The sequence below is a fragment of the Sporosarcina sp. Marseille-Q4943 genome (assembly GCF_943736995.1).
Classification (GTDB): domain Bacteria; phylum Bacillota; class Bacilli; order Bacillales_A; family Planococcaceae; genus Sporosarcina.
Genome location: NZ_CALSFT010000002.1, coordinates 896,378 through 913,557, shown reverse-complemented (window position 1 = coordinate 913,557; position 17,180 = coordinate 896,378). Strand labels below are relative to the sequence as shown.

At 44.3% G+C, this 17,180-nt stretch carries 20 protein-coding genes; 1 reads left to right on the top strand and 19 read right to left on the bottom strand.

The features are described from left to right. Positions 1-15: 15 nt before the first annotated feature. The 5 genes from NIT04_RS04430 to NIT04_RS04410 form a co-directional block, all read right to left on the bottom strand. Complete coding sequence (locus NIT04_RS04430; RefSeq protein WP_252502392.1) at positions 16-1,314, bottom strand: Na+/H+ antiporter NhaC family protein; 1,299 nt, start codon at positions 1,312-1,314, stop codon at positions 16-18. Positions 1,315-1,547: 233 nt separating this feature from the next. Continuing rightward, positions 1,548-1,841 (bottom strand): hypothetical protein, encoded by a 294-nt coding sequence (locus tag NIT04_RS04425; RefSeq protein WP_252502391.1) that lies wholly within the window; start codon positions 1,839-1,841, stop codon positions 1,548-1,550. A gap of 82 nt (positions 1,842-1,923) precedes the next feature. Continuing rightward, the gene (locus NIT04_RS04420; RefSeq protein WP_252502390.1) at positions 1,924-2,823 is read right to left on the bottom strand and encodes an HNH endonuclease; all 900 of its coding nucleotides are present in this window, start codon (positions 2,821-2,823) and stop codon (positions 1,924-1,926) included. Between the two features lie 51 nt (positions 2,824-2,874). Beyond that, positions 2,875-3,213, bottom strand: a complete 339-nt coding sequence (locus tag NIT04_RS04415) for a hypothetical protein (RefSeq protein WP_252502389.1) — start codon at positions 3,211-3,213, stop codon at positions 2,875-2,877. Positions 3,214-3,462: 249 nt separating this feature from the next. Further along, complete coding sequence (locus NIT04_RS04410; protein ID WP_252502388.1) at positions 3,463-4,065, bottom strand: hypothetical protein; 603 nt, start codon at positions 4,063-4,065, stop codon at positions 3,463-3,465. Positions 4,066-4,471: 406 nt separating this feature from the next. On the opposite strand from NIT04_RS04410, the gene NIT04_RS04405 reads away from it, so the two are divergent. Next, entirely contained in the window at positions 4,472-5,347 is an 876-nt protein-coding gene (locus NIT04_RS04405; protein WP_252502387.1) for a DNA endonuclease, read from the top strand. Between the two features lie 517 nt (positions 5,348-5,864). Here NIT04_RS04405 and NIT04_RS04400 read toward each other — a convergent pair. From NIT04_RS04400 to NIT04_RS04335, 14 genes are all read right to left on the bottom strand, one after another. Beyond that, positions 5,865-6,974: a flagellin gene (locus NIT04_RS04400; RefSeq protein WP_252502386.1), complete on the bottom strand. Its 1,110-nt coding sequence runs from the start codon at positions 6,972-6,974 to the stop codon at positions 5,865-5,867. Positions 6,975-7,213: 239 nt separating this feature from the next. After that, positions 7,214-7,435, bottom strand: a complete 222-nt coding sequence (gene csrA / locus NIT04_RS04395) for a carbon storage regulator CsrA (protein ID WP_252502385.1) — start codon at positions 7,433-7,435, stop codon at positions 7,214-7,216. Position 7,436: 1 nt separating this feature from the next. Then, positions 7,437-7,874 carry a flagellar assembly protein FliW gene (gene fliW, locus NIT04_RS04390; protein WP_252502384.1) on the bottom strand — a complete coding sequence of 146 codons (438 nt, stop codon included), beginning with the start codon at positions 7,872-7,874 and terminating at the stop codon, positions 7,437-7,439. A 110-nt stretch (positions 7,875-7,984) separates the two neighbouring features. Continuing rightward, entirely contained in the window at positions 7,985-8,539 is a 555-nt protein-coding gene (locus NIT04_RS04385) for a DUF6470 family protein (protein WP_252502383.1), read from the bottom strand. Between the two features lie 54 nt (positions 8,540-8,593). Further along, positions 8,594-9,469 carry a flagellar hook-associated protein FlgL gene (gene flgL, locus NIT04_RS04380; protein ID WP_252502382.1) on the bottom strand — a complete coding sequence of 292 codons (876 nt, stop codon included), beginning with the start codon at positions 9,467-9,469 and terminating at the stop codon, positions 8,594-8,596. A gap of 19 nt (positions 9,470-9,488) precedes the next feature. Then, positions 9,489-11,033 carry a flagellar hook-associated protein FlgK gene (flgK, locus tag NIT04_RS04375; protein WP_252502381.1) on the bottom strand — a complete coding sequence of 515 codons (1,545 nt, stop codon included), beginning with the start codon at positions 11,031-11,033 and terminating at the stop codon, positions 9,489-9,491. Positions 11,034-11,048: 15 nt separating this feature from the next. Next, positions 11,049-11,546, bottom strand: a complete 498-nt coding sequence (locus tag NIT04_RS04370) for a flagellar protein FlgN (RefSeq protein ID WP_252502380.1) — start codon at positions 11,544-11,546, stop codon at positions 11,049-11,051. A gap of 24 nt (positions 11,547-11,570) precedes the next feature. Then, positions 11,571-11,834, bottom strand: coding sequence for a flagellar biosynthesis anti-sigma factor FlgM (flgM, locus tag NIT04_RS04365; protein WP_252502379.1), 264 nt, complete (start codon positions 11,832-11,834; stop codon positions 11,571-11,573). Between the two features lie 184 nt (positions 11,835-12,018). Beyond that, entirely contained in the window at positions 12,019-12,519 is a 501-nt protein-coding gene (locus NIT04_RS04360) for a GNAT family N-acetyltransferase (protein ID WP_252502378.1), read from the bottom strand. 10 nt (positions 12,520-12,529) lie between these two features. Next, positions 12,530-12,946: a TIGR03826 family flagellar region protein gene (locus NIT04_RS04355; protein ID WP_252502377.1), complete on the bottom strand. Its 417-nt coding sequence runs from the start codon at positions 12,944-12,946 to the stop codon at positions 12,530-12,532. A 12-nt stretch (positions 12,947-12,958) separates the two neighbouring features. Next, positions 12,959-13,567, bottom strand: coding sequence for a ComF family protein (locus tag NIT04_RS04350; RefSeq protein ID WP_252502376.1), 609 nt, complete (start codon positions 13,565-13,567; stop codon positions 12,959-12,961). Continuing rightward, positions 13,564-14,943, bottom strand: a complete 1,380-nt coding sequence (locus tag NIT04_RS04345; RefSeq protein ID WP_252502375.1) for a DEAD/DEAH box helicase — start codon at positions 14,941-14,943, stop codon at positions 13,564-13,566. The genes NIT04_RS04350 and NIT04_RS04345 overlap by 4 nt, the downstream gene beginning before the upstream one ends. A gap of 40 nt (positions 14,944-14,983) precedes the next feature. Next, positions 14,984-15,829: a DegV family protein gene (locus NIT04_RS04340; protein ID WP_252502374.1), complete on the bottom strand. Its 846-nt coding sequence runs from the start codon at positions 15,827-15,829 to the stop codon at positions 14,984-14,986. Positions 15,830-15,892: 63 nt separating this feature from the next. Continuing rightward, positions 15,893-17,128, bottom strand: a complete 1,236-nt coding sequence (locus NIT04_RS04335; RefSeq protein ID WP_252502373.1) for an EAL and HDOD domain-containing protein — start codon at positions 17,126-17,128, stop codon at positions 15,893-15,895. Positions 17,129-17,180: the final 52 nt, after the last annotated feature.

Sequence of the window (17,180 nt, the reverse complement as noted above, 5' to 3'; positions counted from 1 at the left end):
CGGGATTTCTTTTTTTTATGCTTTTTTAAACTTAGGGTAACCAATCAAAATCGCAACGACGCAACAAATCCCCATCAGTACAGGGTAGAACGAATAGACGATGATACTTAACGGTGAAATCGCCGCTAATCCAGCCGCCGCCAATACTTGAACACCGTACGGCAAGACGCCTTGCCAGACGCTAGAAAACGTATCAAGCAAACTGGCGGATTTGCGGGGATCGATGTCATACTCATCCGCGATGCGCTTCGCGACCGGCCCTGTAATAATGATTGCGATTGTATTATTGGCGGTCGCAATATCCGCCGCGCTCACTAATCCCGCAATGCCGAATTCGGCGCCTTTTTTCGATTTTATCTTGCGGGAGATGACCCGCAATAAGTAATCGATGCCTCCATTATGCTGAATAATCCCGACGATGCCGCCGATCAAAATGGAAACAATCGCCAAATCCTCCATAGACATAATGCCCTCGGATGCCGTCTGCAAGAAGCTCGCCAACTGGTAGGAACCATCCAGCAGTCCAATGACACCGGCTAATATCGTTCCGCCAACGAGTACGACCAATACATGCGCACCGAGCAATGCCGCTACTAACACAGCCAAATACGGCAAGATCTTAATGAATTCAAATGGGTATTCACCAGTAAGTTTAGCCGAATTGCCATGCGTCAACATAGCGAGGAGAATTATCGTTAGTATTGCTCCCGGAAGAACAATAAAGAAATTCACTTTAAACTTGTCCTTCATTTTTGTCTGCTGCGTCCGGACCGCCGCAATCGTCGTATCCGAAATCATCGACAAATTATCTCCGAACATCGCGCCGCCAATGACCGTTGCCATGGCAAGCGCTACGGGGACGTCCGTTTGGGCGGCAATCCCCACACCAATCGGCGCCAACGCGACAATCGTACCCATAGAAGTCCCCATCGAAATCGATATGAAACAGCCGATGACAAACAAGCCGACAATGAGCAAATTCGCAGGCAGCAAAGACAAGCCTAAATTGACCGTCGACTCAACGGCCCCCATCCCTTTCGCCACGCCCGCAAAAGCACCCGCCAAAAGAAAAATGACAGCCATTAAAATAATATTCGGATGCCCCGCATGCTTCATAAAAACATCGACCTTATTACTGAACGTCTCCCGCCGATTCATCATAAGCGCGACAGCCGCCGCAATAAGCATCGCCACGTTCAAAGGCATATTATAAAAGTCCTTCGTCACAATCCCCGACCCGATAAACAAGACAACAAAAACAATCAGCGGCAAAAACGCCAAAAGACTCCCTTTTTTCAATTGTTCATTCGACATATGCATTCCTCAACTTCATCGTATTAAAAATTACAAGCAACCCAGTATAACATAAAAATCAGCTGTTCAGACGAGTTATACTCGGGTGAAAGCTGATTTTGGTTTGGGTCCTTTTAAGTTTGCAAAGCATCCATAACATTTATGCGTCCAGGATAAAGCTATAAATCACATTCTTTTTCTGTAGCGATAGAAAAATACAAACATTCTTCATATGAAGGATGTTCCCTTTAGATTCAATGTAGCGCAGAACCCATGACACTTGTAACAATCGGGATTGAAAAAAGAAATAAGATAAAAAAGAGAAGACCTAAAAGAATATTTTTTATGCCCACGAACTGCCCTTGGTAGGTTAGTGACCTGAAGAGCAGCAAACCTATTGGAATAGTTACTGGAGCAAGCACTAATGTAAATGTAAGTATCAGGCAGATGATTAAAAGGATGGTTTTAAAACCTATAAACAGTCTTTTAAAAAAGTTCAGTTTCAAATCTTCTGGCCCATTGAAAATATAGCTAAAAATACTTTTCACAGTTGGATCTCCTTAGTTTCAAAATCTCCTACAGACAGCTTGTAAAACTCTATCTAAGAAGATTATTAATTAGTACAAATAATTATCGGGCTCCAGTTCCGCCTCCCCATATACTCCGCCCGCCTGTATGGCCAGTAAGGCTATGTTGCTGTTCATCAACCAGTTGCATTCTGCCTGGTTCCTCGTGATGATGCCAGTCATATCCTGTTGGAGTCACCGAGGTGTTCAATTTCTCAATGTCCTGAGCATTGAACCCTAGCTCATTAGCAAGCGAGGGATTTTCCAGAATAGCTTCGTATAACTGTAAATTCGCAATCCGAATATGTGTCTCATCGGACATGCCATATGTGTCTTCAGGCAAGGTTGCTTCAAACGCCGTATCAAATCTTGGGAACACGCCCGAGTACACACCATTTGACTCGGTGGAATATACGTGTCGATCAAATTCTATACCGGTCACTTCATGGACCGTTCCCTCTAAATGCGAGTTCTGGGTATCTATTGGCAACTCGCCCGCTTGAGCAACTCCGTTATCCATCATATCCAAGACTCCGATACCGGCCGTTGTGACAGCAACAGCCTTTCCAACCTTCTTCAAGCCGTCAATCACCATTTCACGATCTTGTTGCACTGCACCCTGCACTGTTTGTCCTATACTCTTTCCTGTGTACACGACACCGCTTACAAGCCCTTTAGCCGTGTTTGAAGTCGCTGTCTTTACATCCTCCCAGCCCTCCTCGGATTTTCCTCCATCTTTTGTGACCAATCCATAAATACCTGTCGCAGTCCCGTCTGCAAATTGACCCGCATTAGAAATGACAGTCTGCGATGAATGGACGACTGTATCGCCGACTTCTTTAATGTACTTCCCCGCCTCTGGAAACTTTGTACCTATTAAATCTCCCGTTAAATGGACTCCTGTCTTCACAATGCCGCCGCCGACCATATTTACGCCTTGCCCAATACGAGTAAATATTTTCATATTCTCACCACTTAGAAGTAATATTTAAAGGTCTATTCATCTACTAATTGCTCAACTTTTTACTATTACTCTTTTTTTCGACTTAACGGTCATACCAATAATCGCCGATAGTAGCAAGGGGATAGTAGCAATTAAACCTAAATTTTGTTCTTTAAATTGGCCAAAGATGACAATTCCTCCTATAATCATTAACCAACCACCTAGTTTAGGTTTAGATTTAATAATCATGAAACCAATTAATGCTAAACCACTATACAATATTGAAATTTTACCTGTCTCCGTAGCAACAAACATGCCGGTCGACTCTCCAGCAATTAATGCAAATATAGATAAACCAATTGCCATAGCGCATCCAAAAAGACCTAGTAACACTGACAATACTCTTCTCATACTTCCGCCTCCAAAACGGTACTTCCTTCATAGTTATATACTACCATAATAAACTCAACTTGCAATCTAGCAAATGTACCTAAGAAAAAACTAAGAGAGGAAGCAGAGCTTCGTTAGGAATATCTAAAGTTCAGTTTAGTAATGAAATGCCTTAGAGAAACAAAAAATCAGCTATCCAAGGCGAGTGGGATATACACTCTTTTTTGAATAGCTGATTTTTTCATTATAGAATTATCCTTGCTTATATAATTAGTTTAAATTCCTACGGATAAACTCCGAATCGATTGTCTCTCCAAATTCCTTTTCCAGTTGTTCAAAAATCGGCAACAGACCATTCTTAATGATTGCAGAAATTTGATTGCTGTTCTTCTTTTCAACCGCTTTTCCAAGCTTGGATAACTCGGCTTGCATGTTGGACTTCAATTGATGGTAAGTTTCCCAGTTTGATGGGCGTTCCTTGCTTGTACAAACCACTTTCAGCATATCATTCAGCCATTCCATCCCGCCTAACAGCATATCAAACTTGCCCCACGTCTCTCCTGTCGGAACACGATTGAAGTCATTGACAAGTGTGTTCACTTCCGGAATCGCACGTTGCAAATACTCCTCTGCCGATAGAAGGACATCATTCATGAATTCCTTCTCTGTCTTAATGACAACCTGTAGCTCCTTGATATCGTTCAAGTTGCTCTCCAAATACTCCTCATGCTCATCGTAAACTTCTTTGCCATCGGCAATAAAATGGCTGAAATAATAGCCTTCCGTCAAGCTCTCATTAATCCGTTCAATCACTTCTTCCACTGCGAGCTTTTCTTTATACTCAATATGTTGTTCTCCGATAATTAATAGCAAAATTGTTGCCTCCATTAAAACCAAATTTGCGGTGCTTTTGTTTATATCGGTTAGTATGGACATTATTTCAGTGCATTTTAACTTACTATGCTTCTCCTTTTGTCAAATCCAATACAAATTCGTCCACTCGCCTTTTCGGCAGATAATGAACTTGTCCTCTGTGTATCTGGTGCTCCTGCTTCACTTGCGCTACAAGCTGATCCCAATTCCTGCGCAAAGCTGCCGATGATGTCACTTCACTTGCTATATAGAGTGTTCTTTTGGAAAAGGATACAGGTTAGTGAAATATTTTTTATAACCTTCACTCAAATATACAAAATACTCTGTTTTTAGGTATCTCTCAAGGAATCAATATGATAAAATAGACTATATGTTCGATTGATGAATATTTAAAGGAAGTGAAACTTTGTATTTATATAATGAGCTGCTTTCACCGATCCAATCAAATGTCTTATTCGCAAGCATCTTAGGTGACGGAACACTTACGAAAATATCGGGAAAATCCAGACGAGTAAACAGCAATTATCGGGAACATTTCAGCCATGCTCAATTGGAATATCGACAATGGAAAATATCCTTTTTACAAGACCTTTTTTATTTAAATAATGGAAAGAATGAAGTACTCTCTAAATCCCAGCCACTATTCACAGAGCTTGAACAAATCTTCTATGAAGACCGTGCAAAACGAATTCCCATGGAAATTATAAAAATGTGTACACTGCCCCACTTCTTAGCCGTATTGTACATGGATGACGGTTCCTTATCCATTACTAGCCGAGTAAACCATCGATTAAAGAAAATCTATCTCACTCCCCATATTTATCTTTATTTGCAATCCTTTACAAAAACAGATTTACAACTTCTTAGAGATCACATTCGAGAGCATTTTAATGTCAATCTTGCCATGAGTAGAAGAAAAGATGGCTCAGGATATGTATTAAAGACAACCACTGTAAAGGCAACTTTCAATTTTTTTCAAGCAATACGACCAGTTATTCTCTCATGTCCATCTATGTATTATAAAACTAACTGGGATTTCAGATTTAACAAGGAAATGAATGAATGGGCTGCAAAATTTCCTGATTATGACGTGATTGCAAGTTCAAATGATAGGAGTAAGACATATTCTGAGGAGGATATTGAATTATTGATTAGGCTAAAACTTATTGGTTATAGGGATAAAGACATTGCGGAACTTCTGCAGAGAAGTTATTGGTCAGTGGTCTATAAGTGGAGAGAAATTAATAAGGAATCGGTCGAGGTAATTAAATCTATTGCTTGATAATAATTTATCTGATTACCTTAGGCGACACTCCTTTGTTTAGCTAGTTGTTATTGTGGAAAATATTTTTCATTCCTTTTCTAGTACAAATAAATTAATAAAAAACGCGGTTGGAAACTCCGGACCGCGTTTTATTAACCAGATTAACGTAGAAGTTGAAGTACGCCTTGTGGTTGTTGGTTGGCTTGCTATGCCTCCATGTCTTTCAATCATGGTATAGACTATATCTTCACCCTCAAGTTGCCTTGTAGGGGCTGGGCACTTCGAATGTTACGACTCGTAACACCCTACGGATTTCATCGCCATAGCGTACGCCTTAGACGGTATATCCTAGTCGTTGAACGTTCCCCACGGTTTCCCGACAGGGGCTTCGCTGCTGATTGTCCAATCTCTCCGTTTTTCAAGCCGTCACGTTTACCGTTTCCAGTTCCGCTGTGGCAGAAGAGCTCTCAGGAGGTTCCAGCAATTCACCCAGTGATCATCTAACTCGTTACCAAATTAGACGCCCGTTACAACATTACCGAAGAAGTTGTAGTACTCCTTGCGGGGTTTGTTGTGCTTGAGCCAACATTGCTTGTGCTGCTTGAGTAAGGATGTTGTTCTTTGTGAACTCCATCATTTCTTTCGCCATATCAACGTCGCGGATACGTGATTCCGCAGCTGTTAGGTTTTCGGAAGAAGTTCCGAGGTTGTTAATTGTGTGCTCTAGGCGGTTTTGGAATGCCCCGAGGTTAGCTCGTTCACTTGAAACTTGTTCAATAGCTTTATCAATTGAATCTAAAGCTGTATTGGCATTCGCTTTTGTATCAATACTTGTTGCACTTATCTTTGTTCCATTACCAAGAGCAGTAGAGCGCATATCACCAATAGTTACAGTCATTTTCTGGCCACTATTAGCACCTATTTGCAATTCTATAGAACCTGTAGCAGCGATATCGAATGTATTATTAGCTGCGATGTCTGTAATACTACTATTAATTTCGATGCTAATTCCTAAAGAACCAAAGTTGATTTCTTTTGTATCAAAACCTGTAGGTGCACCACCGAAGTTAATTGTTTCAGACTTGCCTGCACCATTGCTAAGTGTAATTTCAGATCCGTCTACTGTAACTTCATATCCAGCAAGAACTTCAGCACCATTAGACTTGATAGTAACAATACCATTATCTGTGGATAAGTCAGATCCAACAGTTGCAACACTTGAGCTTAAAGAACTATTTAATAGCTTCTGCTTATTGAATTCAGTAGTATCCCCAATACGAGTAATTTCGGTTGATAGTGCTTGGTACTCTTTGTTTAGTGCATCACGGTCGTCATTAGTATTAGTATCATTTTGTGATTGAACAGTCAATTCACGCATGCGTTGTAGAATTGCATGTGTTTCATTCAAAGCACCTTCAGCGGTTTGAATCAAAGAAATACCGTCTTGTGCATTCTTTTGAGCCATATCCAAACCACGAATTTGTCCACGCATTTTTTCGGAGATTGCTAGACCTGCTGCGTCGTCTCCTGCACGGTTGATTTTAAGTCCTGAAGATAGTTTTTCTAGGTTTTTAGATGCTTGAGTGTTGTTCGCACCTAGTTGGCGGTGTGTGTTAAGCGCCGCAATGTTGTGGTTAATTCTCATTATAATTTCCTCCTTGAGTGTTTATGGGTTCACGTCCTTGTGACCCTAAATAGTTATTGCTCACGGAGTAAGAGCCGGCCGAACTCGTTACTGCCGCTTACAATATTAGTATCGGACAAGTTCGTTAGGAGTTTAGCGTTTTCTGAAAGATTTTGTGGGATTTTGATTTATTTTGTGGAAGGTATTGCAGTGTAATCAAAAATGGATGCCTGAAGGGTTGCCAGGCATCTCTGTGGTTTTCATTCTTTCTTTGTTAGCTGGTTAAAGAGTGTAGCATCTAAGGTGAGAGCCTCTGTATTTGACTCAGTAATCGACTCCACAAGTTCGCCCCTAAGGATATCTACACTTTTTGGAGCTTCAATCCCGATGCGAATTGTGTCGCCTTTTACTTCAAGGATACGAATTTCGATGTCATCACCGATTTTTATCGTTTCATTTGTTTTACGAGAGAGGACTAGCATATTATTTTGCCTCCTTCGATCGACCAATTGTGTGTCGAGATGCGAAGCGGTTGTCGTTTATGATCATCTGTCTTGCGGTTCTGTTATTCATTTGGAAAATTAGTGGCGCTTGCAAGTTGATTGTTGAAGTTTCGAATGGTTGTTTGAGTGTGAGAATACCGAGTACAAATACATCTTCCGGTTTTTCAATGTTTAGCAGTTCAACTGTCGGTTCATCGATGTCGAATGAATAGTCATCAACTAGCGTGTAAGGGTTTGTGACGATGAACGCAACTGATGGTGTATTGGATGACTGCAATACTTGGAACATATCATTTCCTGCAATAGGAAGAAGGACGAATTCCTTTTCCTCTTCAAATCCTGGAATGCCTTTAGGGAAGTTCCATATTTGGTCGGAATTAATTTTAATATCACCGTGGAATTTTGTTTGGATGTGCATGTCTGTCGCTCCTTTGTTGGGATACCTCTTGAAGTCCATACTATTCTTATCAAATAGCATAGCATGTTACTGTTTTCTTGCATAAAAAAAGAACGTTTAGATGACGTTCTTCATATCTTCCAATCAATTTGGATAGAAGGGTGTTGTTCCATAACTCCGGTTACTTTGCCAGGTGTGTAGTTATGAATCGGTTTATTGAGTTGGACGTCGTTGATTGCCTTTTGAGGTGTTGCATTAACTGAAAGAGAGCCCGGTTGAAAAGCCATTTTGATTTTCGATCTGTCACCAACAAATTTGATATCTAGTTGCTTTTGCGGTGGTGTGCCGTTCTGCTTGGCAATATCGACTATTGCATTACCGCCTTTTTCGATTTGGACGAGTTGTTGGCCTTCTTGCGCTCGGCGTGCGATGCCTTCCATGACACTTTGGTGTCCGTATTGAGCATTTTCAGCTGAACGTCTTAGTGGGCTTTTCAAATCAACATCCGCACGAACTTCGGTCGTATCCAATGAAAGTTGCGGTCTTGACGTAGATATTTCCAGGCTGGCAGCAGGTTGTTCCTGGGTGAGCGTTGCTCTTGGCTGCTCGATTTCCTGGACCGGTTTATCAATTTGAAGTCCTAGAATGCCGCGTGTCGTTTGGATTTGCAATTGTGGGATGTTCATTGGCTTCACCTTTTTAAAAGGCGTTCGGAGTTCTTCCAAACGCTTTCATATTGATTATCGTAAAAAGTCTACTAGTGATGGTTGAATTATGCGTGCGCCGACAGATAGAGCAGCACGATGAATCGATTCTTGGGTGATCATTTCAGTGATCACCTTTTCGTAGTCGATGTCTTCGTTTTCGGATTGCTGTCTTTTTGCTGCGCCTTCTTGCATTTCAAGACGGTTGTTCATCAGTTCTGCGCGGTTGGAGCGTGCCCCGATGTCCGCGCGGGCTGTTAGGACCGCATCCATTTGATCTTCAAAATCCTTGATAGCAGCGCCAAAATTCACGTCATCACCTTCTGCAGTAATACTGTTAAATACATCATCGATTCCTTTGAATAAATCAATTGCACTCGTGTTTACTTTCAATGAAACTCCATCAAACACTTCTATATTTACATCTTTTGCAAACCCTGTTGAATCTGTCGGATAGGTATTATTCGTTTTATCGAAAAGTGGAGTGTCAGTTTTCGTTCCACTGAAAATATGTTTATCCCCAACTTTTGTATTAGCTAGATCTCTTATTTGCTCACGAAGCTGATCCAATTCGATTTTAATCTTATCACGGTCTTCAGGTGTCATTGCCCCTGTGTTCGCTGCATTCGTTACGAGCTCTTTCGCACGATGTAAAGCTTGTCCGACTCCGTCCAATGCGTCATCGGAGCTGTCGAGCCAGTTGTTCACTTCACCAAGATTCTTTTGGTAAGTGGCGACTTTGTCTACTTGCATCCGGTAGCCCATGCCTTTCATGACGACGACAGGATCATCGGATGGACGGTTCACTTTCTTTCCGGAGCTGAGCTGTTCTTGCAGTTTGCCCATTTTATTGTAGCTCGTCGATAAGTTACGGAGCATGTTGTTGGATAGCATTGATTGTGTTACGCGCATTTAATTTGTTTCCCCCTTCTTATCGACCGACTACACCCATGCCATTGATGATTTTGTCGAGTGTTTCGTCTACGACTGTAATCATCCGAGCAGAAGCATTATACGCCTGTTGGAATTTAATCATGTCGGTCATTTCTTCATCTAGTGAGACGGAACTGATGGAGTCTCTTCGGTGGGAGACAGCTCCAAGTAGTGTTGTCGTGTTAAATGTAAGACGCTCCGCTTGTTGTCCATCGACTCCTAATTTCCCTATGACTCCCGAGTAATAGGTTTGAATCGTTGACCCACCTAGAGCTGTTAATCCACTAAATTGAACATCGGCTAGTGCTTTCGCATTTTTTCCATTTCCAACTTCTGCCGAACCAGCGGAAGAGTCTGAAGCTGCCACTAAATTCGGGTCTTTTTTAAGTTGGTCATTGACAACAATGTTTCCAGCTGTAAAAGGATCTCCAGGTACTTTCCCGTCAAAGAAATTAGTGCCTAGATTGCCACGTAGATCCGTGCCGGAAGTATGAACTTTATTCATTTCATTAGCGAAAGCAGCTGCCATTTTATTCAGCTCAGCTATCATATCCGGATAGAGACCTTTTGTTGTGTTCCCATCGGTATACCCGTATGAATCGACAAGCGATTTTAATCTTCCTGAATCCAGGAAAGTTGAATGAGGGTAATCAGCTGTCGTTCCGCTTGCATCTTTTATTGTCATTCCAGTAATAGCTATATTTTCATTTTTAGTTGGATCGATTAGTGTTGAAGGGTTAGGCTGTATTTCTCCAAACTCCTTACCTTTTACGATTTCAATAGCAGGACCATTTTTCATTTTTAAAGATACAGTCACCGTACCTTCCGCAATCGGCAAAGTACGTCCACCGGATTTTTCATATGTCGTTTCAATTGGTACATAGCTTGATAGTTCATCCAACAACATATCCCGTGCATCATACAAATCATTCGGCATATAGCCGTTCGGTTCTACTTGCGCAATTTGACGGTTTAAGTCTGCGATCTGTTCGAGCATGGAGTTGATGTCTTTTGTGGCTACGCCGATTTCCTTGCCAAGATTCGTTTGAATTTCGGTCAAAGATTTGTGCATGTAGTTGAATGAATCCGCCACTGCTTCCCCGCGTTGTACCACAACTGCACGTGCGCCCCCGTTTTCGGGATTAGCTGCAAGTGTCTGCAACGATGACCAGAATTCGCTCAATGATTGTTGCAGGCCGTATGCGGACGGTTCTGCTAGGACGTCTTCCATTTGCGAAATTGCTTTCGATCTTGATTCCCAATAGCCGAGCTTATTCGATTCTTGTCTGAACTGCTGGTCAACGAATCCATCACGGATACGTTGAATCGATCCTGCTTCGACACCAGTTCCGAGGAAGCCGGGCATTGTTGGTGTGTTGAGGCCGACGCCTGGGAAGCCGGCTGTTGCTTGCATGTTGACGCGTTGTCGGGAGTAGCCGAGTGTGTTGGCGTTGCTGATGTTGTGGCCTGTTGTATATAAGCCGGATTGTTGTGTGAACAAGCCGCGTTTGTTTGTTTCGAGTCCCATGAATGTGGAGCGCATGGTGAGTGTTCCTCCTTAGGCTTGCGAGTCGAAGTTCGGTATGTCCTTCTTCTCTTTTCTGCCGTTGATTTCAGTTTTTGAGTAGGTTGCCGATTCCAGACGCGGGCGGATCATGTCCAGCGAAAGATTCACGAATTGAAGGGATTGGTATGTCAGTTTCTGGTTCAGGTCGTTTTGCCATTTCAATTCATGAATCGCATGCAGGAGACGGTCCTTCGCCTCCACAAGTTGTTTCTTTTCCGGTACGGGAACTGCATCGATCAGGTTGGCGATTGTCGGGTTCATCGGCACGGGACGTCCTTGTCCCTTTAGGTATGCGATGACCGCTTTTTGCCGGTCGTTGTCCATTTGGACGATGGCTGCAAGATGAGCCTGCTCTTCTTTCATCAGCTGGTCGATGCCTTTGATGTCGCCGTTTTTAATGAGCGTCGTTTTTTCGTTTGCGATGCGAAGCAGGCTCTTATGCAATTTTTCCAAGTTGTCGAATATGGCTAGGATTGTGTCGATGGACATGGAGACCCCTGCTTTCGTAAGTCGTTATTTTTTGTAGTACTTGATCAAGTTGGAAGCGAGTTTTTCAGGGTCCACTTTGTAGTTCCCTGATTCGATTTGCGCTTTCAACTGTTGCACGCGTTCGTTTCGTTCTGTCGTAATCGGAGACGTCTCGGAAAGTTTCTTTGCTTCGGAAGAGATTTCAAGCTTATCTGTTTTGATTTTCGCCTGTTCCTTTACCTGCTCGGCTTTTATTTGGTTCGTCCGGTACGGATTGATTGCAGGAATGTTGATTTTATTGATTTTCATTTGACTCGCTCCTTTCGGTTTTATGGTCTTATCTCTTATTTCGGCAGATTTGTGACAACGTTTAGGGTCTTTTGGAGGAAAACAGGAATTGTGCTTTTTTCCTTGGGGTCCTGGCTTATTGTTCCCTTTAGAAGGGAGAAAAAACCGACTTTTGAGGGTCGGCTTTTTCGATTATGCGTGCTTCTCAGGATTTATGCGTTATTACTTTTGGCGTCAGCCGATACTGTATAAGTTGAGTTTCCGCTCCTATGTATTCTTCGCTGCCTATTCTGCTAACTTCCTCGAATCCTAGCTTGTGCAGCATTTTTCGTGAGCGGGTATTTGTTTCGTGTGTTTCTGCGTTGAAAACGGTGATGCCTAGATTTGAGGAGGCGTACTTCATTAAGCTCAACGTTGAATGATAGCCGATACCTTTTCCCCATAATGAAGATTCACCGATTGCGATGCCGATTTCGGCGGTGTTTCCTACTATATTTGCAAGGTCGGCATAGCCAATAAATTTGCCGTTGAACTCGATACCCATTCTAATGAAGTCTTCGGCTTTGTTGTTTACGCAACGAATCCACCAATCGTATAACTCTTCTTCGTTTCGATTTAATTCCCATCCATTTGCGGAGCAGAATAGGTCATCTTTGCTCCAAATGAGGACTGTTTCATAATCAGCGATACGTAATGGCCGTAACACTATAGATTCCTTATTCATCTCGTTTATCAGACAAATATGTGCCGGTTTCACTTTTCTTGATTGCTTCCCTGAATTCCTGGGCGGCTTCGAATTGGCGGAGGCCGCTTTTTAGTTCCTCCGTGCAGACATCACACAACTTTCCTTTCGTCGTCAGCTTGCCGCAGTTGTCGCATGGGTAGCCGAGGTTCGGGAAAAGCGCCGGTTGAAGTCTTCCTTTTCGTACCCATTTATGGAGCAGCGTTTCGGTGACGCCTGTCACTTCGACGATCCGTTCAATTGTTGCGGCGCGGTTTTCGCGTCTTCTTAGGAAGCGGTATACTTCCTCGTACATTTCTTCTTCGCCGCGTGCGCATTTCGCGCAAACTTCGCGGATTCCAGTGTAATTGAAAAAGTCCCCGCATGTCGGGCAATGTCTTAAATCTGCCATGATGATTTCCTCCTATTTTTCGGCACGGATGAGCGTGACCGCCTCAACTCGACTAGCGCCAGCTTCCTTTAGAATGGTTGCGGCGTGGCGGAGTGTCGTGCCAGTTGTGTAAATGTCATCGACGAGGATGTAGGTCGTATTTTGGATGTCACTCCCGGGTTTAATTGAGAATAAATTGCGCATGGAAAGCCGCTCTTCCCTCGTCTTCTCCCCCATCACTTCGGTGTTCGTCTTGATGAGTAGATCTTTGAATGAAATGCGTGCCGCCGTCAGTATTTCCTCGATGTGCGCAAAAGTCCGCTCAATCTTCTTCTGCGGATGCATCGGAATCGGAATGATGATTGCGTCTTTTCGGGCGAGTTCCCCGCGCAGTTCATTCGCGAATACGCCTGCGAGCGCGACGTCTTGCAGAAATTTGTATTGATGTAGATATTCGCGCATCGGTTCGTTGTATGTATAGATGGAAGTGACGTGATCGACTACATCCCCTGCCTCTTTTATGTCGACACGTCCGAAGCTTTTTGAACAGTCTTCGCAAATTAAAGGTGTCTTTTCGATTGCAAGTAATGATTGCCAACTTGGGGTCGTCTCCAGCTTCTGTTCGCAAAGGAGGCACTTCATGTACGGACACCTCCTTTATTCAACTTCTGAATTTCGGCTTTCGCTTCGTCCATCGCGTACGTGATGCCGTTATGGAAAAGGATGAAATCCCCGGACGGAAAATCGGCCGACCTGCCGACCCTGCCGCCAATCTGGATGAGCGCACCTTTGTCGAAGATTTGTTGTTCTGCGCCGACGACTGCGACTTGGACATTCGGGATCGTTATGCCACGTTCAAGGATTGTTGTTGTGAGTAGCCCCGGCAGTTCTTTGTTCCGCAATGCTTGCACATGCTCTTTCCGGTCTGGATGCGATGCATGGACGGAGCGGATGCGTGGGACGAGCTGTTGGAATAATGGCTCTGCTTCTTCCATTAAGCCGATATGATGGAAGAAGATGAGGAACGGTTCTTTCTTGGCAAGGCGCTGTTCCGTCCATTTGACAAGCTTTTCCGGAAGTGTCCCTTTTCGGATTTGCTTTTCGTAGTTCCATAATGGTGTGTAAGTCGGGACGGGTAATGGATGGCCGTGATAGCGGCGGTTGATGATCGAGACGTAGCCCGTCCGTTTTATTTCCGATAGGAGCTTATCCGATGGGGTGGCGGTGACGTAATGGACTGGGAAGCCCGTTTTGACAGCTTTTTTCACAGCTCTCTGCAATGTCGCATCCGCCTTATATGGGAAGGCGTCCGCTTCGTCGACGAAGACGGCGTCGAATGCGTGCCGGAATCTGTATAGCTGGTGGGTTGTCGCGAGGACGAGCTGTGAGGCTTCCATCGTCGGCTTGGCGCCGCCGTACAAAGCTTCTATTTTTGTATCTGGGAATGCTGCACGTAATCTCGGTTCAAGTTCGAGGATGACATCGACGCGAGGTGCGGCAATGCAGACTCGTTTGCCTTCAATGAGCAGCTTATGTATTGGCTGGAACAGGATTTCCGTCTTCCCTGATCCGCAGACGGCGTAGATAAGATGGGATACCCGTTTATTTTGACTTTCGGTCAATTCGACGGATGCTTTTTGCTGATGTGGCGTGAGTATGCCTTGCCAAGAAATCGTATGGTTCGTCGGGTATTCCGGTTTCTCACCGTTCCAGACGATGAGCTCCGTGCAAGAAGAAACTCGCCCCATTTTGAGACATTGCCTGCAATACGTGCACGGGCCTTCGCATTTGGCACAATTGAAAGTCGTGAAGCGGGTTGGATCGTCGTTTTCGCACCTGTTGCAGAAGTGTCTTTTTTTATTCAAGAAAGTCGATTTTGTTTCGATGCCTGTGATTGTTTGAATTTGGCCTGAATCTATAAGCGCGTCAATTTCCTCACGCGGAAAAGGGGTATGCATGCGCAACCAGATACGGCCGTCCAGGAAATCACGGATTGCCGGATTGAATGGTTTTGTCATGTCCACACCCCCAGTTTTGTTTTTTATTGTATACGAATGCTTACGTTTTTCGTTTCACCCACCCAAGCCCCATCGAACCTTCTCCTAAATGTGTGCCTATGACAGGCCCGAAGTGGCTGATCGTGAAGTTGACGTCGGGCATCCGTTCTTCCAACTCCTGTTTCCACGCTCCCGCTTCCTCTGGGCGATTGGCATGGATGATTGCTGCATCGAGCGGCATTCTTTCCGCGTCTTCTGAGAGCAAGTCTGCAATCCGTTTCATCGCTTTTTTCCGTGTACGAATTTTCTCGAACGGGACGATCACTTTGTCTTGGAAGTGCAGGATCGGCTTCACTTGGAGCAATCCGCCGATTAACGCTTGTGCGCTAGAAAGCCTGCCGCCACGCTGCAAATGAGCGAGGTCGTTGACCATGAAATAGGCGCGCATCGTCTTTCTCATTTCCTCGAGCTCTGCCATGATTTCGTCGGGAGTGGCCCCTTCATTAGCCATTTCGGCTGCGCGGATGACGTAAAATCCTTGCATATAGCATGACAGTTCCGAGTCGAATGCGCGGACGTCGACGCCTTCCGTCATTTCCCCTGCTTGGACGGCGCCTGCGTACGTGCCGCTTATGCCGCTTGACAGATGGATCGAAATGATGGCGTCATAATTCTCCTTCAATGATTCGAACAGCTCGACAAATTTCCCGACCGGCGGCTGGGATGTTTTCGGCAGCGGCCCTTCGCCGCGCACTTTATCGTAAAAATCCGCTGACGTCAGATCGACTTCCTCGTCATACACTTGTCCGTCGATCGTCACCGTCAAAGAGATGATGTTTATATCGAGTTTCTCTATTATTTGTGGCGGCAAATATGCCGTACTATCTGTTACAATTGCTGTTTTCACTACTAATCAACTCCTGCATCATATTCTACTTCATATGCAGGTGAAAAGAAACGCCCTGTCAGCTCATCTTTCGAGCATGCGCGCCCACTGGTTGGCTTTGTTCGAGAATGCCACGAGCTCCTTTTTCGTCACACCTAACCGGTTGCCAATTTGAACGATTTTATCAAAATCAAACCGCTCTGTTGCGATAGCAAGTTCCAAGTAAGGGGTCAGGTCGGTCTGCTTTCCTTGCAATGTTTCCGCCACTTCATCTGAGAACGGGAACATCGGCAAAACATCGTCCCAGCTGCGCTTCATAATGACGTCGAGCAACGAAAACAGGCCGACGAAGAAATGCTCGTCCCCGTTCGGATACCCCGTGCGGACAGCGACGAGTTCACACATTTTCGCGCGCGACATTGAATAGGAAACGAGTGCCTTAACGCGGCCGCTCGATGAATGGTCGCTAATATCCTGCAGCATTAAAATCCGCATCCATTTCCTCAGTTCGCGCATGCCGATTAGAATGATCGCCTGTTTTACTGAGCCGACGCTTTTCGGGACGCTGAAGTTCATCGTGTTGATGAATCGCAGTAGTTTATACGTCAGTGAGATGTCATGGAGTATGAGATTTGCAATTTCATCGATGTTAGGATCGCTGTCATTCAATCTGTTGATGATTTGCATATGCAGATTGAGGTTCGCAGGTATTTCGACGCCTTTGATGATCTCGGGCTTTGCGAAAAAATACCCTTGGAACAGGTCGTAGCCGCTTCTTTTCGCATTTTGAAACTGCTCTTCCGTTTCGATTTTCTCCGCTAGCAACTTAATATGCGGATACTGTTTGATGAACTTCTCGATCGGAAGTCTCCCCTTTTCATCGACGGCGAGGAAGTCGACTTTCACGTAATCGATCAGCTCGAAAAGTTCGGTATGTAAGGCGTATTGGTCTTGCACGATGAAGTCGTCGAGCGCAAGTTCAAACCCTTCCTGCTTGATTTCCCTAATCCGAGAAATGAGCGCAGGAGTGATTTCGACGTCCTCCAAAATTTCGATGACGACGCATTCCGGCTTCAAGTTTGAAAAGATGTCCTTAATGAGCAGTTCACCGGAAAAATTAATGAATGACTTCGAGTTGCCAGAAATTTGATCGACGCCGATCGACAGAAACGTATTGACGAGCAATTGGACTGTCGCCTGTTCGGGATCGATATCCGGGAAGCTGTTCCGTTCACTGTTGCGATAAAGCAGTTCGTAGCCAAAAATCCGCCCTTCGCTGTCCAAAATCGGCTGCCTGCCTACAAATATATGTAACTCCATTTTCCCACCTCTCAATGAAAACAGTATAGCAAAACTGGTTCTCTTTTACTAC